The sequence below is a fragment of the Streptomyces sp. NPDC005004 genome (assembly GCF_053600675.1).
Genome location: NZ_JBSGAH010000005.1, coordinates 1 through 20124, shown reverse-complemented (window position 1 = coordinate 20124; position 20124 = coordinate 1). Strand labels below are relative to the sequence as shown.

Below are 20124 nucleotides of genomic sequence, written 5' to 3'. Positions count from 1 at the left end.
CGGTCTTCTGCGCAACTCGACCTCGCCGTACCGTGATTCACACGAGACGCGACCGCCGGACCAGCCCGGCGTGACCATTTCGCGCGAGGAACGCACATACACGGCATCGAGGAACGACACGCACCGGGCAGCACACCCCTGTGAGCCGGACGCATACCGCCGGGCAACCCGACAGGCCCAATCCCCCCGACCGCCGCGCGTGGCACTGAACTGCTCGCACGCAGCGGGGATACACACGTGAGAGCTGTTCGCGGGTGCGGCGTTACCGGCGGCGACCGTGGCCTCGGAACGCGATCCGGCACCGGCTCCGATGGCCGGCTTCCGATCAGCTGCCCAACCTCCCACCTTCGGAAAGGCATCGGACGATGGACAACGAGCGGCCACTTCACCACCTCACCCGACGCGGCATCCTGAAGGGTGCGGCACTCGCCGCCGTCCCTTACGCGCTGCTGTCCGGCCCCCCGGCGAGCGCGCAGCCCTCCAAGGACTATCCGGACGGGGAGTGGTACCCGGCGAGCAGCGCCAACTACACCGCCTCCAGGCGCCCTTCCACCTACAAGATCGATCGTGTGATCATCCACGTCACCCAGGAGACCTACATCGGCGCGTTGAACGTCTTCAGCAACCCGGCGAAGCAGGTGTCCGCGCACTATGTCGTCCGCTCCGCGGACGGTCACGTCGCCCAGTGCGTCCGGGAGACCGACGTGGCCTGGCACGCGGGCAACTGGGACTACAACACCCGCAGCATCGGCATCGAGCACGAGGGCTGGGTGGATCAGCCCTCCTACTTCACCAACGCTCTCTATGAGCAGTCCGCGCGGCTGACGGCGACGATCTGTGCCAAGTACGGCATCCCGAGAGACAGAGAACACATCATCGGCCACTACCAGGTGCCCGGCACCGATCACACCGACCCGGGGGTGAACTGGGACTGGGTCCGCTACATCAGACTGGTCAATTTCGCCTAGTCCCACGTCATGCCGGTTGTCCGTGTCGGCAGCGCGCGTGACGATGATCCCAGCCGTTCCATCGTCCGGGGAGGACGAGTTGACCGATCAGTGGGTGGCCCTGGAACCGGGAGCCGACCCGGCCGAGCGGGTCAGGTCGCTGCGCCAGGCGCACGAGAAGTTCACCACGGCGGGCACGCTGGCACAGCGGGTACGGCCGGTGGTCGCGGAGTCCTGGCGGCGCAGCGCGCGGGCGGGTGTGCGGGTCGACGGCACGGCGAACGTGGAGCTGACCGACGGCGACCTGGGCGTCTATCGTGCCGAGCATCCACTGGCCCAGGTGATGCCGTTGTTCAGAGAGCTGCTGGGTACGTTCGCCGTCGACGGCGAACATCTGCTGGCGGTGTGCGACGCCCACGGCAGACTCCTGTGGGTCGAGGGGCATCCGGCGACCCGGCGTCAGGCGGACCGGATGAACTTCGTACCGGGTGCGCGCTGGTCGGAGACCGCCGTCGGAACCAACGCGCCCGGCACCGCCGTGGCGGTGGACCGGCCGGTCCAGGTCTTCTCCGCCGAGCACTTCATACGGCGCGTGCAGCCGTGGACGTGCGCGGCCGCGCCGGTACACGATCCGCGCACCGGGCGGGTCCTCGGCGCCGTGGACATCACCGGCGGAGACCGGCTGGCACATCCGCACAGCCTGGGCTTCGTGCAGGCGGTGGCGCGGGCGGCCGAATCGCACCTGGCCCTCCTCGCCCCGCCAAACAGGGCCGCGGACGCTCCGTTCCTGAGCGCGCTGGGCCGTGACGAGGCGCAGCTCCGCCTGGGCGACGGGCCCCGGATCCGACTCAGCCGACGGCACAGCGAGATCCTCGTGCTGCTGGCCCGTCACCCCGAGGGCATGACCGGGGACGAACTGCTGTGCGCGCTCTACGCGGACGAGTCGGTGACGCCGGTGACCCTGCGCGCCGAACTGGCCCGGCTGCGAAGGCTGCTGAAACCGGGTCTTCTTGCCTCACGGCCGTACCGGCTGACGGCCCCGGTGGAATCCGATGTCGCCGTGGTGGAACGCAGACTGGAGGCGGGTGCGCTCACCGCGGCGTGCCGTGCCTACCGCGGTCCGCTGCTGCCGGGTTCGCAGGCGCCCGCGGTCGTGCGGCTCCGGCGACGGCTCGCCGCCACCCTGCGGACGGCGCTGATCACGCACGGCGATCCGGATCTGCTCGCCGACTGGGCGCACGCTCCGTGGGGCGAGGCAGATCTGCCGGTGTGGCGAGCGCTGGCGGCGGTCCGGCCGACGGCTCCGGTACGAGCGCGGCTCGCGGCCCTGGAGGCCGAACTGGCCGCACCCGCGACTACGGTCCGGCGGCCGCCCCGGGCTCGCACACCCACGTCGACCAGCAACGCAACATATGTGCAACGTCCGCTCGTCTAGTTTTCTCAGCGAGAGCCGTCCAACGGCGGGCGGCACTTCACCGGGAGGCAGAGCAGCATGACCCGATACGCGATGCCCGGCTCCGAGGGCTCGATCGTCTCCTACCAGCCGCGCTACGACCACTTCATCGGCGGTGAGTACGTCCCGCCGGCGCGCGGCCAGTACTTCGACAACCCCTCGCCGGTCAACGGACAGCCGTTCACCGAGATCGCACGCGGCACGGCGGAGGACGTCGAGCGGGCACTGGACGCGGCGCACGCGGCGGCGCCCGGCTGGGCCCGTACGTCGGTGACGGAGCGTTCGGACATCCTGCTGAAGATCGCCGACCGGATGGAGGCCAACCTCGAGGCCCTGGCGGTGGCCGAGACCTGGGAGAACGGCAAACCGGTCCGCGAGACGCTGGCCGCCGACATCCCGCTCGCGATCGACCACTTCCGGTACTTCGCGGGTGCCATCCGCGCGCAGGAGGGCTCGCTCGGCGAGATCGACGACGACACCGTGGCGTACCACTTCCACGAGCCGCTCGGCGTGGTCGCACAGATCATCCCGTGGAACTTCCCGCTCCTCATGGCGACCTGGAAGCTCGCCCCGGCGCTCGCCGCGGGCAACGCGATCGTCCTCAAGCCGGCCGAGCAGACGCCGGCGTCCATCCACTTCTGGATGAGCCTGATCTCCGATCTGCTGCCGCCGGGCGTGCTGAACATCGTCAACGGCTTCGGGGTGGAGGCGGGCAAGCCGCTGGCGTCCAGCCCCCGCGTGGCGAAGGTGGCGTTCACCGGCGAGACCACGACCGGCCGGCTGATCATGCAGTACGCCTCGGAGAACATCAAGCCCGTCACCCTGGAGCTCGGCGGCAAGTCGCCCAACATCTTCTTCGACGACGTGTGGCTGCACGACGACGACTTCCGCGACAAGGCGCTCGAGGGCTTCACGATGTTCGCCCTCAACCAGGGCGAGATCTGCACGTGTCCGTCCCGCGCACTCGTCCAGCGCGGTCACTACGCGGACTTCATCGAGGCCGCCGTCGCCCGCACCAACCTCATCAAGCCCGGCCACCCCCTCGACACCGACACGATGATCGGCGCCCAGGCGTCCAACGACCAGTTGGAGAAGATCCTCTCCTACCTGGACATCGGCCGCCAGGAAGGCGCCAAGGTGCTCACCGGCGGCGAACGCATCGAGTACGACGGCGAGCTGAAGGGCGGTTACTACGTCCAGCCGACCATCTTCGAGGGCGACAACCGAATGCGGATCTTCCAGGAGGAGATCTTCGGCCCGGTCGTCTCGGTCACGTCGTTCGACGACTTCGACGACGCCATGAAGCTGGCCAACGACACCCTCTACGGCCTCGGCGCCGGCGTCTGGACCCGCGACATCAACACCGCCTACCGCGCCGGCCGCACCATCCAGGCAGGCCGCGTCTGGACCAACTGCTACCACGCCTACCCGGCCCACGCCGCCTTCGGCGGCTACAAGCAGTCCGGCATCGGCCGCGAAACACACAAAATGATGCTGGACCACTACCAGCAGACGAAGAACATGCTCGTGTCGTATTCGCCGAAGAAGCTGGGCTTCTTCTAGGCCCAGAAGAAGGGCACCTGACCAGGGCAGATGCCCGACAGGTGCCCTTCTCAGCACACATCTAAGCAGCGAGTCGAAATACGCCCTTACTCCCGATATCTCCCACCCGTATCCAGGGTCTGACCAGCAGTTCCGGGGCATTTCCGGGCCAAGATCCTGCTAAGACGCTCTCCGCATCGTCATCGTCCGCCGCCTCCTCCCATCGCCGCATGGAGTCTTCGATCAGGGTGTTGGCGTGGTTCCGTGCACCAGCCAGGAACTTGGCGTAGTAGCGGAAGAGGACCTGGATGCATTGACCAGCCCGGCGGGCACACTCCGCGGGGTCGACGCCGGAGGCCAGCCAGAACGAGATGCCGGCGTGGCGCAGGTCGTAGGGACGTTTCACCAGGTCAAGGGCGTGCTCGTCGATCGTGAGAGCAGTCTCACGCGCTCGCCCCCAGGTGATGCCGTACGCCGAGGCGTCGATGTAGTTCCCTGCTGCGTTCCGGAACAGGCGCCCGTCGGGAGCAACACCGAAGGTGGGCGGCGATCCACGATGAGCCCCTGGTGGAAGGCGTCGATGACCAGCAGCGCAGAGGACGGGCGCACCGGCCACAGAGTCCCCACGAACGCCCCGGCCCCGGCTCTCATGAACTGCGGGGCCAAGCCCGGACTGTCAGCTCGGAGCTGTGGCGGGAAGGGGGCCCGCCGGGTCGATGTGGGTGTCGAGCCAGTGGACGACGCTCTCCATGAAGGAGTCGAGCCGGGGCATCACCTGCGCGGCCGTATCTCCGCAGGCGAGTCGGAGCAGGAACCCGGCAAGTGGGTCGTGCTCACCGCCGCCGGCCGGCAGCTCATCCAAGGCCTGCTGAAGCTCGGCCGCCGCCCCCGCGTCGCCGTTCGCGGCGGCCACCACCCTAGACAGGAGGTGCCGCACGGACTGGAGAACCCACAACCCCGGCGGGATGCCGACGTCGGTCTTCGGCATGTGCAGCAACCGGTAGACGATCACATGGTGGAGGAGCTTGAGGTTGTCGTCGGGCACGTCAGCCCGGTTCTCGAGCACGCCACGCAGGATGCGGACCAGCGGGCTCCACTCCGGAAATTCTCGGAGGTCGTCCAGCGCGAGGTGGGCCTGCCGGCGGGCGGTGTCGTCGCCGGCCACCGCGGCAGCGATCGCTGACAGCACTGGGTCCCAGGCTGCGAGATGAGGGGCGAAGCGGAGGTTGAGCCGGCGCCAGGCACGCCGCAGGAGGTCGTCCAGCGTTCGCTGTGGCAAGAGGGGGTCCTCTGTGGTGAAGAGGCCGGGAAGGCTCCGTTCGAGGGGGATGCCGATGTACTCGTAAGCGACCCGGTGCACGTCCGGCCAGTCGAGGGGGCAGGCCATGACGCGTCCTTTATCCAGATTCTCGGCCAGCTGGTCCGCCACGGAATCGGAGGTGGTGACACCGCCACGCACGCACTCGATGACGGCTCCGATGAGGTGATTGCACAATGCCTGCAAGGGCTCATCGGCGGCGACGTGCATGTTGCCCAGGTTGAGATGACCGATGCTGAGATCATGGAGATCACCGGCCTCGGTAGAGTGGCGGAGGGCTTCGCGCTGCAGGCGGACGGCCACCTCGACGTGGCCCTGCAGGTACTCAAGACCAGCCTGCGAACCCATGACCATCCCCAGCAGCTTCGAATCGTCCCCTTGTTCGGCTGTCCGGCGTACCCGCAGAAGCAGCTCTCGGGCGTCGTCGAAGCGGCCCAGCGCCATCAGTGGGGCGTGATTGTGGAATTCGACGCGGACGGATTCGGCTCTTACCGCCATCCTCTGGCGCATCAGGTCGAGGAGGTCGTTGTTGAGGTCGAGCGCCCTCTGCCATTCACGCAGGCCCACCGCGGCACGGAAGCCCATCTCGAGGGCGGACTCGATCAATCGTCGTATCTCCCGCCCGCGGGGGGAGCTGTCGGCCGGGGGCGTCAGGACCGACTGGTCGCGCAGCCTGGTCAGATGGCCCAGCACTCGGTGGAAGTCGCCCTCCTCGTAGGCTTCCTGCAGGTCATCCAGCCAGGTCTCGGACTCCATCTGCGGCTGAGGAGCACTGAGGCCCGGCTCTCCCGGGAAGCCGGACGGGATGTGGTCGTCGTCTGCTGGGGCAGACGAGGCCCCCGACGCCTTGGCGATCCACCGCCGGCAGAAGGAACGCACGGGAGCGGCGTCCGCTTCCTCGGCCGCCTGGCGCAGCCAAGGCAGCACGCCGCGTACCGTCTCCGGCGACGCGTCCCGGGAGAAGAGCACTTCGAAGAGCTGGTGGACCTCACTCCAGGCGCCTTGCCGCGCTGCGTACGGGATGGCGTGGCGAGCAGCCGCGGCCTCCATGATCGTCAGTTCGCGATCCGGGTAGTTCAGGGCTTCCGCGCTCATCAGGCGCATCCACAGTCCGGCGAGACATCCGGAGACGGTCCGCGGGAACTCCGGTTCGGCCATGGCACGCACGGCTTCCGCCACCGTGGGATGGACGCGGATACAGAGAACGCCCTCGTCGTCGTCATGGACACCGACGACGAGGCCGGGGTAGATCTCCACCGCGGCCTGACCCGTCATAGTGAAGGCGGTTCCGGGGCTGTCGGCGGAGCCCTGGACGGGCGGAACCTCGACCTCGAAAGTGTTCTGTTCCGTCGCACGTTCGACGGTCAGCAGCGCCCGTGCCTCGAGACTGCGCACCAGGGTTTGCCAGGGGGGTGCGGTGCCCGGCCGGTCGAGGTGTTGCCACAGCTTCGGCCAGGCATCGCGGAGAACCCAAGGGATGCGGTCGTTCTCCTCCAGGTCGCACAGCAGAGCCGCCAGCAGCTGCTCGGGTTGCGGCAGTTGACCGGTCACCGTGCAGGTCCACCGGGTGATGGCGAGCTGGTCGTCATTCAGTTCGGCGTGACGGAAGCCGTCGGGCGGCCCTGCGTCGAGGAGGACGTCGCGCGAAGCGTCCATCAGCAGTCCTGGGTGGCCCCCACACGCTCGTAGGAGGCTGCGAATGGTCTCTCGGGACCTCGATCCCTCGCCGAAGAGCGCCGACGTGTCCGGCAGCGACCTGGCCAGGAGCGCGGCCTCGCGGGTCGACAGCGGCACGACAGGCAGACGCGTCACCCGGTCGTCCAGGTCTGGGACGGCACTCGAAGTCGTCATGACCAACCTGGACAGACCGGAGTGGCCGGTCACCGCGTCGACGAGCATGCCCCATCGGTGGTCCCGCCACCGCCCCTGTTCGGTGAGCAGAGGAGTCGCATGGTCCAGTACGACGAGGACGCGGTTGTTGGTAAGGAAGATCGACAGCAGGCGCAGGGACCTGGCGAGCAGGTCCGGGTCGTCCAGGGTGCGCGGGTCGTCGAAGTGGGCGATCGGTGTGAGGCCGGCATCCTCGAGCTGCTTCCGGAGCTCGCGTGCGAAGCGTTGCAGGGCCGTGCCCACGTGCTCGTCGCCACGCACCTCGTGCCATACGACCGCCGCGAACCTGTCGGCGTGGGTGTGCGCGAGTTCGAGGGCGCAAGCGCTCTTGCCCACCCTCGGCATGCCGTGCAGCACCACTCCCGACGCACCGCTGCGGGGCGCGAGTGCCTTGCTCGCGGCGGTCAGCAGTCCGGCGCGGCCCACGAATTCCGCTGGCGGAGAGGGCAGGAATGCCTGCTGTCTGGAGTGGGTCGCGCCGAGCGGCGGACCGGTGAGGGCGGGGGCAGTCAGCCTCACCTCCGCGCCTTGACACCCGAAGAGGATCGGCGTCATCTCAGCGAGTGTCGGCCTTCCGGACTCCTCTTGCCATTCCGACAGGGCGAAGGCCAGTGCCTGGGGCGGGGATTGAGCGGCATCGCCGATCAGGCGGTTGTAGACGCGGTGGGACAGTTCGATCGCGAACCGGTCATCGACCGGGTAGCGCATGCCCAGCACCCAGCAGCCCAGTTGTGCGGCCAGGGCCGCGGCCAGTGAGGGCGACGGTGATGTCCGATCCGGCCGGGACACGGTGTTCCTGTGGACCGGTCGGAGTTCATCCACGCGTGCGGCGAAAGCGTCGGATTCCGAGGCGCCCGATGAGCACGAGGAGACCATGGCGAACTTGACCCGCGCGGCCAGGGGGCCGAGGAGAATCCGCAGGTCCTCGCTGGTGACCAGGTCCGGTGAACCGTCCTCCCGCTCCAGCAGGAGGCCGGTCGTCGATCCATGGGCGGACACATGGAGGATGTCCCAGCCCTGTCCGTCGTTGACGACGTCCCGCAACCGCTTCCGTGTCACGCCGTACTGAAGGATCCGCAGGTCGATCGCCTTCCTGTGTACGGCACTCACCTCCTGGAAGAGGTTCATCAGCGCGACCCTCTCCCGGCGGAGGCTCAGCGGGCTCGCGTCGTCGGGAAGGCTGAACAGGCCGAGCACCCGCAGTGCCGGTCGGGCTTCCACCCGCGGCCGCACCGGTGTCTGGAGGTCGAGATCGACGACGAAGCGAATGTCTCGTGAGGCGAGCGTGCGGCTGTCCGCGATCGCCAACTCCCATGGCCAGAGGGCAAGGTGACGTGTCTGCGCCGAGGTGACGAGCCGTACGGTGACCGGGACCGACTGGGCCACGAGCGCCTGCCCCACCGTCCCCAAACCGTACGTGTACGCCCAATGCCCGATCTGGGTCAGGATCTCGCTCTCGCTGTCGGCAGAGATGTCAGTCACGCCTGCCCACTGCAGATGGCCGTGCAGGTCCTGCAGAGCATCGGACTCCCAGCAGGGTTCGGGTATGACCACCTGGTGGTCGGCCAGGAACTCGCCTTCCCGGCTGAGCACCCACCTCCAGGACCTCGGCCCATCGAAGTCCTCCACGCGGAGCTGCAACTCCAGCACCCGGCCGCCCCCTTGCCCCGTACGCACGCGTAGCGAACAGGGAATTACTGTATGTGATCGACCACCGCCGGGGACAGGACTCCGTGGAAGTTTTCCGGGTGCAGTGGACCCGCATCACCGAAGCCCACATCCGTCACCGAGGAGGACGCGCGCTTCGGCCTTCCGGCCGCACCTCATCGGCTGGAAGAAGTTGACGCCTGGCAAGACGCACTGCTGGCTCGCCCAGGCCATCGACTGCGCCGGGCAGTGGTCCGGCAGCGGCCCCCTGGACTCCGGCGAGACGAGGAACACCCTAGGCCCGGGCAAGATCACCGTCATCGCGGGCGGAACCAACCCCACGGACATGACCGAGTTCCAGTGGTCCCTCAACCACCCGATCTACGACAAGAAGGCCGTCCCCGCCCCGGCCCTGGCCTCGACGGCCCCGGCGACGGTAAGCCGATGTCCTGGCCGTCGACGGCACGGATGACCTGCGTGTCCATCCGGCAGATGCCACTGGTGACGTGGACGCCTGGATGGCCGCCGCCACCGATGACGGCAAGCCCGCACCCTCTGGCTACTTCAAGGACGCGCTGATCGCGCACTCCGGCGACTGGGCCCGCATACCCGACGGCAAACTCTACGTCTGTCAGGGCGACGGAAACTGCCGCTTCGAAATCAGCCGCCGCACCGAAATCCTCCGCCCCGCCGACGCACCCGACCCCGCCACCCTCAGCCAGATCGTGGTGGTCCAGGACGCCGACGGTGACAAGTCCGAGGACATCCGCCGACGGCAAGGACCTCACCTACGGCACCGCCGGATGGGACAGCACCACCTGGCCCCTCCTGCGCGGCACCCCCGACGTCGACTCAGACGGCATCCCCGACCTCCACCTCACCCGCAACGACGGCGCCCTCCACCTCTACTACGGAGGCCGTCCCGCCATCGCCAACGGCCGGTGCGTCGAGGAAGACGACTGGGCCACCGCCCGCACCGTCGGATAATCCACACCACTGACCGGCGCCCACCAAGATCCGGACCAGCTCCGGGCCAGCCCTCGTCAACCATGGGCATGTTCCACCGTTTTCGCTGGTCAGCACGGGTGCCGCTGATGTACCACCAGCAGACGAAAAACATCCTCGTGTCGTATTCGCCGAAGAAGCTCGGCTTCTTCTAAAGACGCCGTTTCGTTTGGTGTGACCTTACGGCAGCGCCCGCGCAGAAGTGTCGCCGTTATCGTTGACCGGTGATCGGCGACCTTGAGACGTTCCAGGACGAGCTGGCCGCCAGCGGGTTTCCGCCGCTGGTCAACAAGCTGGCCGGGGCCGACTTCCGGGGCCGGATCGCCACCCGCGGCCTCGGGCCGCTGCGGCTGGTCTCCCTCGACACGCCGGAGAGCTCCTGCATCGGGCGGGAGCGCGACGCCTCCGACAGCGAGAACCTGGCGGTCAAGGTGATGACCCGGGGCCGGACGCGGATCGAGCAGGGACGCGGCGACGCCGAACTCGGGCCGACCGACCTGGTGCTGCTCGATCCCACGCGTACGCTCCGGTTCGAGAGCACCGCCGCGGCGCACGTCACCCTCCTGGTTCCGCGCCGGGAGCTGCGGATCCGGCCCGCGCAGATCGACCGGCTCGTCGGCCTACGCATCGACGGCAGCCACGGCCCGGGCGCTCTCGTGTCCGTGCTGGCCCGGGAGTTGGCGCGGTCGGCGACCGAGTTCCGCGAGGCGGAGGCGCTGCGGTCGGCGGCGGCCGTCGTCGAGCTGATCGCGGTCGCACTGGAGGCCAGGATCGGCGACGAACAGCCGGCCCCGGACGAGTGGCTGCGGGACCGGATCACCGGCTACATCGAGGCGCGGCTGGCCGATCCCGATCTGTCCCCGCCCGGCATCGCCGCCGCCCACCACATCTCAGTGCGCCGGCTGCACAAGCTGTTCGAGGACCAGCCGCTCACCGTCGCGGCCCTCATCCGCCGTCGCCGCCTGGAGCGCTGCCGGGCCGAGCTGACCGGAGGCGGACGTACTGTCACCGCCGTGGCCGCCCGGTGGGGCTTCTCCGATCCCACCCATTTCAGCAAGCTCTTCAAGGCGACGTACGGCTACAACGCCCGCGCACTGGTAACCAGCAACCGTGCACAGACGACCAAGACGCGCACGGCCGGCCCGGGAAAGGATGGTGGTGACCAAGGCACCCGAGAGCAACAGGAGAAGTCGTGGCGAAGGTGAACATCGTCCGCCCCGGTGAGGGCGAGATCCTCGGCAGCGGGGCACAGCAGATCCGTATCCTGGAGAACGGCGAGCACACCGAACACCGGCTGGGGTTCGCCGAGGTCACCATTCCGCCAGGCACCCCGAGCCCGTTGCAGCATCGCCACGCCCAGCATGACGAGGGCTTCTACGTGCTGGCGGGAACTTTTCGGTTCACCGTCGGCGAGGACCAATACGACGCCGGGCCGGGCACCTGGGTCATCGTGCCGACCGGGGCGCCGCACACGTTCGCCAACGTCGGCGACGAGAACGCGGTCATGCTGAACACCTTCACGCCGGACCTGTATGTGCAGTACTTCCGCGACTTCAAGGCCATGATCGATTCCGGCCAGCCGGTCAACGCCGAGACCATGCAACCGCTCTGGAAGAACTACGCCACCGAGATCTCGAACGAATACGCCTCGTGAAGCACCTTCGACAGGACCGCTACCGAGGTCCGGAGGTGATGCGGCTCGCCGAGTTCGAGCCACCACGGCCGGGTCAGGACGAGGTCACGCGCTGACCTGCCGGTCGTCCATCGGGATGCGGGGCTGACCGCGCTGCCGGTGTGGTTCACCCCGGTCGGCGGATAGCGGCCAGCCCGCTGGGCCCCCGTGGCGAGGGGGTCCAGCGGCGCGGGTCAGGCGACGGGGGTCAGGCGATGGGGGTGAACCGCACCGGGAGGGTCTGGGGGCCGCGGGTGAACACGCCCTGCTCGACCGGGTCGAAGCCGTCGGCGAAGCGCAGGTCCGGCATGGCGTCCAGCAGTTGGGCGACGCCGATCTCGACCTCCGCCTTGGCGAGCAGCGCGCCCACACAGAAGTGACGGCCCAGCGCGAACGCCAGGTGGTCGGCGGCCGCGGAGAAGGCGGTGGTGGCGGTGAGGTCCTCGCGGAAGATGTCGAAGCGGCCGGGCTCGCGGTAGCGGCTCTCGTCCCGGTTGGCCGAGCCGATCAGGCAGGTGACGGTGACCCCGGCCGGGATGGTGCCGCCGCTGAGCTTCACCTCGGTGGCGGACTGCCGCATGATCATGTGCACCGGCGGGGTGAAGCGCAGGGTCTCCGCGAACGCCCGCGGGATCAGGCTGTGGTCGGACCGGACGGCGGCGAGCTGGTCGGGGTGGCTCAGCAGGTTGGCGAAGATGCTGGCGATCGCCTTGTCCGTGGTCTCACCGCCGGCGGCGAGCAGCAGGCTGCAGAACGCCTTGATGTCCTCGTCGCTCATCCGCATCCCGTCGACCTCGGCGGCGCACAGTACCGACAGCAGGTCGTCGCCGAGGTGCTCCCGGCGCTCGCGGATGATCGGCAGCATGTACTCCGCGAACTCCACGCGGGTGCGCTCGCCGGCCGCGGCCACCTCCTGGTCGCCGGACAGGTTGCCGAGAAAGGCGATGACGGCGGTGTACCAGCGGTGGAAGCGGGCGTGGTCGGCCTTGTCCAGGCCGAGCATGTCCGCGATCACGTTGACCGGGAACCGGGTGGCGTAGTCGGTGACGAGGTCGGCGGAGCCGGAGTGCCGGAAGGCGTCGATCAGTTCGCGCGAGTTGCGCTCGATGACGGGCAGGAAGTTCTCCTGCAGGTCCCGGCCGCGGAAGGCGGGGGCCACCAGCGCCCGGCGCACGGCGTGCTCCCGGCCGCTGAGCTGGAGGATCGTCTTGCCGTGGACCGGCTCGATCTGCCAGTCGTAGTTGTCGGTGGTGAACTCGCCGTCCTTGTCCTTGAAGACACGTTCGACGTCTTCGTAGCGCGAGATGATGTAACTCTGCGTGGCCTCGTGCCAGATGAGGGGCGCGGACTCCCGCATCAGCCGGTAGGCCTGGTACGGGTCCGCCGCGAACTCGGGCGAGAGGATGTCGGGTATCGGTGCCGCAGTGTTCATAATGCTCCGTCGAGACCGGGAATCGCGTGTTCCGTAAGGTTATTGATCATCCGTCAGCGATGACAGCCCCAAGGCTCCGAGTGGGGCGCAGTGCTCGGCTTCGCCGGATACCGGTCGCCCCAGAGCGGGGTGTGCGGCCCGTTGTTGCGGGACGGCCGTGTCCTTGGCGGCGCGGGCACAGCCGCACTGTGGGGGCCGGAGCCATCACATGCGCGAGGCGCCGTCCTGGGCACGGCCGGGACGGGGGCGCGCTCCCGGGGCGGTCGGCAGCGGCGGCGCAGCCCTCGCCGACTCGGCGAGGACAGTGCCCATGCGGCTGTCCCCTCGGGCGGTGTTACGCGCCTGCTCGGCGGTCGACGTGGGCGGGTTCGAACGGCGGCACGTTGTCGTGGTTCAGCCAGGTGTCCGCGTCGGTGGTGGCGCACGGGATCGGCGGTGTGTCGCCGAGCGCCCCGGGCGTCGGTCTCGATGTCCCGGGCGGCCTTCACGGTGGCCGGTGGCCGGGTGCGCCGTCGGCTCCATCCCGCAGGGCGGGCGTGTGCGGCCTGTGACGGGCATCTTCCATGCAGCGAGCGGCTGCCGCGTGGGCTCGTATCGGGGAGTCGAGGGCATCGCCCTCGCTTCCTCCCTGAGGGCGATGCCTGGACGAGTAGCTCCAAAGTGATCAGTAGTCGAACGAGCGTGACAGGCCGGCCGGGCACACGGTCCGTCGGCACACCCGTGTGCTCAGTGGGGGAAGTGGTGTGGTAGCTGGGCGGTGAGCGCGGCGGCCGCGGGAGAGAGCCAGCGTCGGCGATGGCGGGCCAGTTGGACGGTGACGCCCGGGAACTGCGGGCCAGGCACCTGTGTGAGGCGGCCTGCCGCGAGCGCGTCCGCGACATTGGCGCGGGCCAGCAGGCTGAGACCGAGACCGGCGGTCACGCAGGACCTGGCGGCTTCCAGACTGCCGAAACGGGTGATCCGGGGCGGCGTGCCCTTCGCCGCGGCGAGCAGTCGTTCGATGAAGCGGTCGCTGTACGAGCAACCTTGCTCGTGCAGGAAGTAGTCCTCGCGGGCCAGCTCCGCCCAGTCGGTGGTGCCGCGGGTGGCGGCGGGGTGTTCGGGGGAGCAGACGAGCACCAGCGGCTCACGGGCCAGCGGCGTGCACTCGATGTCGCGGAAGGCGGCCTCGTCCTCCAGCAGGAGGGCAAGATCCAGCTCGCCGGTGCGGAGCGCGGCGACGGCGGCTGCGGTGCCCATCGTGCGCAGGTCGACCTCGACTCCGGGGTGGTTGCGGCGCAGGGAGACGATGACTCCCGGCAGGCGCGCGGACACCAGCGTCTCGCCGGCCGAGAGCGTCACGCGTCCGGTCACCTGACCGTCCGCGCCGCCGGCCGAGGCGGCGACCGCCCGTAGCCGGGACTCGGCCTCCAGTACTTCTTCGGTCTGCGCCAGCACCTCGCGGCCGGCGCTGGTGAGCACCACTCCGCGCGGCAGTCGGTCGAACAGGCGCAGGTCGAGTTCCTTCTCCAGTGCCTGCACATGGGCGGTCACGGTGGACTGGACGAGGTGCAGGTGCTCTGCGGCGGCGGTGAGGTTCTCGGTCCGGGCGACGGTGGCGAAGGTGCGCAGCAGTCGGGTGTCCATGGTGCCGACGATAGTCTTTGCCATCGCGGATGACGATGGGAATGATCGGAATCCATCGCTTGTCCGGATGTCTGTGCGGTGCCACGGTAGGGGCATGAGTCAGACACCCCCCGAGATCCTGCGCTACACGGCCTTCAGCACCGACTCCGCCGGCGGTAACCCGGCCGGTGTCGTGCTTGACGCGACGGCGTTGGACGATGGCGCCATGCTGGCGGCCGCTGCCGAAGTCGGCTACTCGGAGACCGCGTTCGTCACCGCGGCGGACCAGGCGGCGCGCCGCTTCCGGCTGCGCTACTTCAGCCCACTTGCGGAGGTCGCCTTCTGCGGTCACGCGACCGTCGCCACCGCGGTGGCACTGGCCGAGCGGATCGGCACCGGCCCCCTCGTCTTCGACACGCCGGTGGGCGAGATCGCCCTGGACACCTCGGCAGCGCCCGGACACTCGGTGACGGCGACGCTCACCAGCGTCCCCAGCCGCTCCCGGCCGGCGGGCGAAGCGGAGGTGCACGCCTCGCTGGCGGCCCTGCGCTGGTCCCCGGAGGACCTTGACCCGGCGCTGCCGCCGCATGTCGCTTTCGGCGGTAACGAGCACCTGGTCCTGGCCGCGGCCACCCGCGAGCGTCTCGCTGCCCTGGACTACGACTTCGACGCGCTGGCCGAGGTCATGCGCCTTCACGGCTGGACCACCCTCCAGTTGGTCTGGCGGGAGGCCCCCGAACTCTTCCACGCCCGCGACCCGTTCCCGATCGGCGGTGTCGTCGAGGATCCGGCCACCGGCGCCGCGGCGGCCGCCTTCGGCGGCTATCTGCGCGTCCTCGGCGCCCTCCCGTCTTCCGGTGCGTTCACCATCCGCCAGGGCGAGGATCTCGGCCGGCCCAGCCTTCTCCGGGTCGAGGCCTCCCCCGCGGACCCGCGCGTGCGAGTGAGCGGGCAGGCGGTGGCGATCGTGGACGCTGGCGCGAGCACTGGCGCGGAAGAGTCCTGAGTGGACCGGTGGCGATGCACGCGATGTTCGTGCGACAGGGGCCGCTTGGGGGGCACCGGCCACTGCCACTCACGCCGTACGCACAGTCGAGGAACTCTGCGTGGCCCCGCAGGCGACTCCCCCGTGGACGAGCAGATCCGCGATTCCGCCTCGCGTAAGGGGTGAGGGTCTGAAGGATTCAGTTTCTGACGACCGACCGACACGGTCTGGATCACCGACTCCACCCCCGGTGCCGTGCGGCACGTCCCGGCCGACCGTCACACGCTCGGACCTGGCAGGCCGGGCCGGCTACAGCTACTGCGCCTCCCACTCACGGTTCTTCAGGGGCCCGCCTGCATCTGGTCCGCGCCCCGACCGGCGTGGGGATTCTGTGGGTCCTGGCCAACCCCAAGCCCGGTGAACGTCACTGGTCGGCGACCAGCACCTTCACAAGCTCCTCCAGATCCCGCGCGCTGAAGCTGGGCGGGGTCATCGTGCACGGGTACACGGTGGCTCCGCGCCGCAGCCACGCACCGCCCAGCCCGGCTCTGCGCGCCCCGTCGATGTCCCAGGGATGCAGGGCGACCAGCATCGCCTGCTCAGGCCGGACGCCGACCCGTTGGACGGCATAGTGGTAGGCGGCCGGCGCAGGCTTCCAACAGCGTGGTCCGCGCACGTCCGACAGTGCCTCGAAGCGGTCCAGCACCCCTGCCGCGTCCAGCAACCGCTCGGTCAGCGCGATGCTTCCGTTGGTCATCGCCGTCAGCCGATACCCCGCGTCGCTCAACCTCCGTACGTCCGGCACATCGGGGTGCACGCCCAACTGGGAGAAGCCGTCCAGGATGTGCCGTGCCGCGGCCTCCTCATCTCCCGTCCATCCCTCCAGGCCGGACAGCAGCGTCCGTAGTCCGTCGTACGCGACGGAGGTGAAGTCCGCATACCCACCTGCCGCGGTCAGGGCGAATCCGTCCCGCAGCACCCCGGCGAACCAGGTCGGCAGCAGGTGCCCGGGGGCACCGGTGTCCTCGAAGCGACCGCGCAGTGGTGCGAGGTCACTGAGTGTCTCGTTGACGTCGAAGACGAGGACCTGGTGCTGGTCGGCGGGCATGTTCTTCTCCTCCTCGCGTCCGTGCGCGGATGCCAGACGTCGTGACCCCCTCAGGCTGCGAGTACCCGTCCTGTGCGTGGTTGCGGCAGCGGGCTGTTCCTCTCTCCATCCGATGCGGCGTGCTGCCGGGGTACGGGGAGACGGAGTCCGCGGACGGTTCGAGCCTCGAGTCGCATGTCGGCGCCCCAGCTGTGGCCATGTTCCGACAGGCGGGTCAGTGCCAGGCGGATGTGGGTCGCGGGTTCGTCGATGCAGAGACGTTCCTCCGCGTGGGCGTGGGTGAGCGGATGAACCCGGAAGCGGTGGGGTGCGGTGCGTTCGATCAAGTGCTCTGCCGCCAGAGCGGTGAGGTGATGTTCGGTGGCAGCGGACGGTTCGCCCAGGAGAGCGGCCGCGCCTGCGATCTCCACCTCTGTCGGCGGATGGAGGGCCAGCAGGCGAAGAAGTCGCCCTGCGCCCTGCGCCCTGCGACAACCGTGCGTCTGAGGTGGCCAGTGCGGTGCGCACGCCCTCCTCAAGGGTCAGGGTGATCAGAGGCTCGCGGTAATAGCCGCCGAGTGCCCAGGCGGGATGGTCGCGCATGTGGCGACCGATGGCCGACAGCGCGAGCGGGAGGTGACCCGGTAAGCCGGCGATCCGCTGGACCGCCGGGAGGTCCGAGGCGAGGCGTTCGGCTCCGGTCGCTGTCCGCACCAACTCGACGGACTCGTCCGGGGCCAGCGGCGGCACCCTCAGCCGGGCGGTTTCGGCGAGGCCGTCCAGCGCGCGCCGACTGATGATCAGCGTGCGGCATCCCGAGGTCCCGGGCAGGAGGGGCCGTACCTGTTCCGTGTCGGCCGCGTCGTCCAGGACGATCAGCGCGCCCCGTCCCGCCAGGAGTTGGCGGTAAATGGCTGCTCGCGCGTCGAGGTCGTACGGGATGCGATCGCCGGTCGTGCCGAGCACCGGAGAAAGGTCTCCAGTACGGCGGCAGGGTCGGCGCGGTCGGCATGATCTACGGCACCCTCGCCGCCTACGGTGTCGCCTCGCCCGCACAGGAGCACTTCGGCGGCTCGGCGAAGGAGATCCCGGGCATCGGCCAGACCGGCTACATCGGCCTGACGGCGTTCGTGCTCAACGTCGCCGTGACGGTGGTCCTCACCTTCGTCCTGAAGGCGGCCAAGGCCCCTGAGGGCATCGACGGCACATCCCCGGGGGGACTACACCGCGGATGCGGCAGTAACCGAAGCCGTGTCAGCTGCCACCCCCGTCCGGGGACTTCACCTGCCCCCGAGCCCGGTCGAGAGCCCGATCCTCGGACGCCTACGCCGTCGCCCTGACACCGAGCGAGTCCAGGGCGGCGGCCACCGTCTTTCGCAACGACGCGGCGTCGGCACCGGCACGCGAGCGCAAGTTGACCCCGTAGGCGAGCAACGCCAGCAGGTCCGCGGAAGCACCGGGGTCGACCCCGGGGGCCAGCTGCCCCTGGCGTTCGGCCGTGACAAGTGCCGCGTACATCGCCTCGCGCAGCTCCCGGTGGTGCTGGTCCAGGACGCCACGCACCTTCGGATCACTGTTCTCGACCCCGGCGTGCGCGTTGGAGACCATGCAGCCCCATCGGGCGTACTCACCCGAGCAGCGCGCCCCGATCAGGCCGGCGAAGAACTCGGAGACGGCCGGCAGTCCCCGCTCGTCCTCGGCCAGGCGCCGGAACATCGGCTGGGACCGCTGCTCCAGGTACCGGCGCAGCGCGGCGAAGTAGAGGTCCTGCTTGCCGCCGAACGTGGCATACAGACTGGAGCGGTTGAGCCCGGTCGCGGTGACCACGTCCTGGATCCCGGTCGAGGCCACGCCCTGGCGCCAGAACAGCCGCACCACGGTCTCCAGGGTGGCATCCGGGTCGAAGTGTTTGATGTCCGGCACGTTTCACCCCGCCATCCTGAAATAGAGATTCCAAGATACTCCCCGTTCACCACCCCGCAAAGGTACCGACGGGCACAGAGCAGGGCAGGCCGCCCACCTGCGCGAAGGCATCCAGGTTCGTCCACGATCCACCCGGGGTGGCGCCGATCGCCGCGACCATGCCCCCATGAATCGCATACCAGCCCTCTGGGCCGTCGCCTACGACTCGCGCACGCCCCGCATCCGCCGCTTCCTCGCTCGCCGCACGGTTCGCCTCGGCGCCTTCATCCGCGCCCTCGCACTGACCGACCATCGCCCCTTCACCAGCCTCTGACTCTTCGACACCTCCGCACCACTGGCGCGGGGCTCCGCATACCCATATCTTGGAACGAACATTTCAAGATAAGCCCCGCTCCAGCCGTCAGCCAGGAGGAACGAAGCGTCATGACCACCCTGAACGCCGAACTGCGCACCTTCTACGAAGCACGTCAGCGGCAGATCCCCGCCGAGATCCGGGAGATCATGCGGCGGGCCGGCCAGGAACTCGCCGACTCCGGCCGGGCCGACAGCGCCCTGTCCGTCGGTGCGCAGGCTCCTCGCTTCAGCCTCCCCACCGCGACCGGACAGACCCTGGCCCTCGACGCCCTGCTGGCTGACGGCCCCGTCGTGCTGACCTTCTACCGCGGCGCGTGGTGCCCGTACTGCAACATCGCGCTGCGCTCACTCCAGCAGCACCACGAGGCCGTCACCGCCCGCGGCGCCCGCCTGGTGGCCGTCTCTCCCCAGATCCCCGACGAGTCCCTCACTCTGACAGAAAGGCACGGCCTGGACTTCGAGGTCCTCAGCGATATCGGCTCCGACACCGCCAAGCAGTACGGCCTCGCCTTCGACCTCCCCGACGACCTCGCAGCCGTCTACGACAAGCTCGGCTTCGACCTCCAGCGCGTCAACGACGGCCATCCGCGTACGCTCCCGCTGCCCGCGACCTTCGTCATCGACCGCGACGGAGCGATCCGCTGGGCCTTCGTCAACACGGACTACACCACCCGCGCGGAACCCGCCGACATCCTCGCCGCCCTCGACGCACTGAGCTGATCGCATCCCCCTCAGCTGTCGCAGGCGCACCAGCGCGACAACCAACGAAGCTCCTGTACGGGCGAGTTGGGACACGTGTGCGGGACTCCGGGAAGGGACCGCAGCGCTGTTCATCGCCCTGTGGGCCGGTAAGGGGGCGGACGCGCAAGCAATCGCACCCCCCGCCGGCCTGTTCGGGTGGACCGAGCCACCAGGAAACGGAAGGCGGCACGGGGGCTTTCCGTCAGGAGACTCAGCCACGCTCCTCACGGTCTATCTCGGTACGCCTGCGGCCGATGCGATTGCCACAAGGTCGCATCGGCCCGGTGACGCGATGAGCGGCCCGTCAGAATCTTCCGGCGGACCGCTGCAATAGGTTTGACGAAGCTCCGCTAAAGGTTGTCCCGTAACTGATATTGAGGTCGGTTTTGACATGGGCGACCGCTGCATGAACTCACCTGTCATTCAGTGAGGTTGAGGTTGTGCAGGCGAGCAATGCCGAGCATGGCGTAGTGGATGCCGTCGCCCTTGAGGCGGCAGTCGCGCAGGATCTTCCAGCTCTTCA

15 protein-coding genes and 4 pseudogenes are annotated in these 20124 nt (G+C 69.1%); 13 read left to right on the top strand and 6 right to left on the bottom strand.

The window, feature by feature from the left end; translation table 11 throughout:
• Window positions 1–365: 365 nt before the first annotated feature.
• The 3 genes from ACWEEU_RS07965 to adh all read left to right on the top strand — a co-directional run bounded on the left by ACWEEU_RS07965 (window position 366) and on the right by adh (window position 3963).
• A complete protein-coding gene (locus ACWEEU_RS07965; protein ID WP_451729836.1) occupies window positions 366–968 on the top strand; it encodes an N-acetylmuramoyl-L-alanine amidase in 603 nt (200 codons plus the stop codon).
• A gap of 79 nt (window positions 969–1047) precedes the next feature.
• Window positions 1048–2382 (top strand): GAF domain-containing protein, encoded by a 1335-nt coding sequence (locus ACWEEU_RS07960; RefSeq protein WP_451729833.1) that lies wholly within the window; start codon window positions 1048–1050, stop codon window positions 2380–2382.
• A 57-nt stretch (window positions 2383–2439) separates the two neighbouring features.
• Window positions 2440–3963: an aldehyde dehydrogenase gene (gene adh / locus ACWEEU_RS07955; RefSeq protein WP_451729830.1), complete on the top strand. Its 1524-nt coding sequence runs from the start codon at window positions 2440–2442 to the stop codon at window positions 3961–3963.
• 655 nt (window positions 3964–4618) lie between these two features.
• Here adh and ACWEEU_RS07950 read toward each other — a convergent pair.
• A complete protein-coding gene (locus ACWEEU_RS07950; RefSeq protein ID WP_451729827.1) occupies window positions 4619–8800 on the bottom strand; it encodes a CHAT domain-containing protein in 4182 nt (1393 codons plus the stop codon).
• Between the two features lie 190 nt (window positions 8801–8990).
• Between ACWEEU_RS07950 and ACWEEU_RS07945 the strand changes: the two genes are divergently transcribed.
• From ACWEEU_RS07945 to ACWEEU_RS07930, 4 genes are all read left to right on the top strand, one after another.
• Complete coding sequence (locus tag ACWEEU_RS07945; protein ID WP_451729824.1) at window positions 8991–9269, top strand: hypothetical protein; 279 nt, start codon at window positions 8991–8993, stop codon at window positions 9267–9269.
• Between the two features lie 275 nt (window positions 9270–9544).
• Window positions 9545–9784, top strand: a complete 240-nt coding sequence (locus ACWEEU_RS07940) for a hypothetical protein (RefSeq protein ID WP_451729821.1) — start codon at window positions 9545–9547, stop codon at window positions 9782–9784.
• A gap of 242 nt (window positions 9785–10026) precedes the next feature.
• A complete protein-coding gene (locus tag ACWEEU_RS07935) occupies window positions 10027–11007 on the top strand; it encodes an AraC-like ligand-binding domain-containing protein (protein ID WP_385744538.1) in 981 nt (326 codons plus the stop codon).
• Window positions 10995–11456, top strand: coding sequence for a cupin domain-containing protein (locus tag ACWEEU_RS07930; protein WP_451729817.1), 462 nt, complete (start codon window positions 10995–10997; stop codon window positions 11454–11456). The genes ACWEEU_RS07935 and ACWEEU_RS07930 overlap by 13 nt, the downstream gene beginning before the upstream one ends.
• 226 nt (window positions 11457–11682) lie before the next feature.
• Here ACWEEU_RS07930 and ACWEEU_RS07925 read toward each other — a convergent pair whose 3' ends face one another.
• Both ACWEEU_RS07925 and ACWEEU_RS07920 read right to left on the bottom strand, forming a co-directional pair.
• Window positions 11683–12906 carry a cytochrome P450 gene (locus tag ACWEEU_RS07925; RefSeq protein WP_451729814.1) on the bottom strand — a complete coding sequence of 408 codons (1224 nt, stop codon included), beginning with the start codon at window positions 12904–12906 and terminating at the stop codon, window positions 11683–11685.
• Between the two features lie 726 nt (window positions 12907–13632).
• Window positions 13633–14532: a LysR family transcriptional regulator gene (locus ACWEEU_RS07920; RefSeq protein WP_385744603.1), complete on the bottom strand. Its 900-nt coding sequence runs from the start codon at window positions 14530–14532 to the stop codon at window positions 13633–13635.
• A gap of 94 nt (window positions 14533–14626) precedes the next feature.
• On the opposite strand from ACWEEU_RS07920, the gene ACWEEU_RS07915 reads away from it, so the two are divergent.
• Both ACWEEU_RS07915 and ACWEEU_RS07910 read left to right on the top strand, forming a co-directional pair.
• Window positions 14627–15517, top strand: a complete 891-nt coding sequence (locus tag ACWEEU_RS07915) for a PhzF family phenazine biosynthesis isomerase (protein WP_451729811.1) — start codon at window positions 14627–14629, stop codon at window positions 15515–15517.
• Between the two features lie 226 nt (window positions 15518–15743).
• Window positions 15744–15921, top strand: a pseudogene (locus ACWEEU_RS07910) (IS982 family transposase); the annotation flags it as partial.
• Here the strand turns inward: ACWEEU_RS07910 and ACWEEU_RS07905 are convergent.
• Complete coding sequence (locus ACWEEU_RS07905; protein WP_451729808.1) at window positions 15921–16604, bottom strand: haloacid dehalogenase type II; 684 nt, start codon at window positions 16602–16604, stop codon at window positions 15921–15923. The pseudogene ACWEEU_RS07910 and the gene ACWEEU_RS07905 overlap by 1 nt on opposite strands.
• 980 nt (window positions 16605–17584) lie before the next feature.
• On the opposite strand from ACWEEU_RS07905, the pseudogene ACWEEU_RS07900 reads away from it, so the two are divergent.
• Window positions 17585–17819, top strand: a pseudogene (locus tag ACWEEU_RS07900) (sodium:solute symporter); the annotation flags it as partial.
• A gap of 87 nt (window positions 17820–17906) precedes the next feature.
• On the opposite strand, the gene ACWEEU_RS07895 reads toward ACWEEU_RS07900, so the two are convergent.
• Window positions 17907–18506 carry a TetR/AcrR family transcriptional regulator gene (locus ACWEEU_RS07895; protein ID WP_451729805.1) on the bottom strand — a complete coding sequence of 200 codons (600 nt, stop codon included), beginning with the start codon at window positions 18504–18506 and terminating at the stop codon, window positions 17907–17909.
• Between the two features lie 166 nt (window positions 18507–18672).
• Between ACWEEU_RS07895 and ACWEEU_RS07890 the strand changes: the two genes are divergently transcribed.
• The 3 genes and pseudogenes from ACWEEU_RS07890 to ACWEEU_RS07880 all read left to right on the top strand — a co-directional run.
• Window positions 18673–18819 (top strand): hypothetical protein, encoded by a 147-nt coding sequence (locus ACWEEU_RS07890; RefSeq protein WP_451729802.1) that lies wholly within the window; start codon window positions 18673–18675, stop codon window positions 18817–18819.
• Window positions 18820–18929: 110 nt separating this feature from the next.
• Window positions 18930–19580 carry a peroxiredoxin-like family protein gene (locus ACWEEU_RS07885; RefSeq protein ID WP_451729799.1) on the top strand — a complete coding sequence of 217 codons (651 nt, stop codon included), beginning with the start codon at window positions 18930–18932 and terminating at the stop codon, window positions 19578–19580.
• Window positions 19581–19656: 76 nt separating this feature from the next.
• Window positions 19657–19743 (top strand): annotated as a pseudogene (locus ACWEEU_RS07880) (NADP oxidoreductase); the annotation flags it as partial.
• A 277-nt stretch (window positions 19744–20020) separates the two neighbouring features.
• On the opposite strand, the pseudogene ACWEEU_RS07875 reads toward ACWEEU_RS07880, so the two are convergent.
• A pseudogene (locus ACWEEU_RS07875) lies at window positions 20021–20124 on the bottom strand (IS5/IS1182 family transposase); the annotation flags it as partial.

Bases quoted from the DNA above. Each gene is read 5' to 3' on its own strand.
- ACWEEU_RS07925 (WP_451729814.1), bottom strand. From the start codon at position 12,906: ATGAACACTGCGGCACCGATACCCGACATCCTCTCGCCCGAGTTCGCG.
- ACWEEU_RS07915 (WP_451729811.1), top strand. From the start codon at position 14,627: ATGAGTCAGACACCCCCCGAGATCCTGCGCTACACGGCCTTCAGCACC.
- adh (WP_451729830.1), top strand. From the start codon at position 2,440: ATGACCCGATACGCGATGCCCGGCTCCGAGGGCTCGATCGTCTCCTAC.
- ACWEEU_RS07905 (WP_451729808.1), bottom strand. From the start codon at position 16,604: ATGCCCGCCGACCAGCACCAGGTCCTCGTCTTCGACGTCAACGAGACA.
- ACWEEU_RS07920 (WP_385744603.1), bottom strand. From the start codon at position 14,532: ATGGACACCCGACTGCTGCGCACCTTCGCCACCGTCGCCCGGACCGAG.
- ACWEEU_RS07885 (WP_451729799.1), top strand. From the start codon at position 18,930: ATGACCACCCTGAACGCCGAACTGCGCACCTTCTACGAAGCACGTCAG.
- ACWEEU_RS07965 (WP_451729836.1), top strand. From the start codon at position 366: ATGGACAACGAGCGGCCACTTCACCACCTCACCCGACGCGGCATCCTG.
- ACWEEU_RS07890 (WP_451729802.1), top strand. From the start codon at position 18,673: ATGAATCGCATACCAGCCCTCTGGGCCGTCGCCTACGACTCGCGCACG.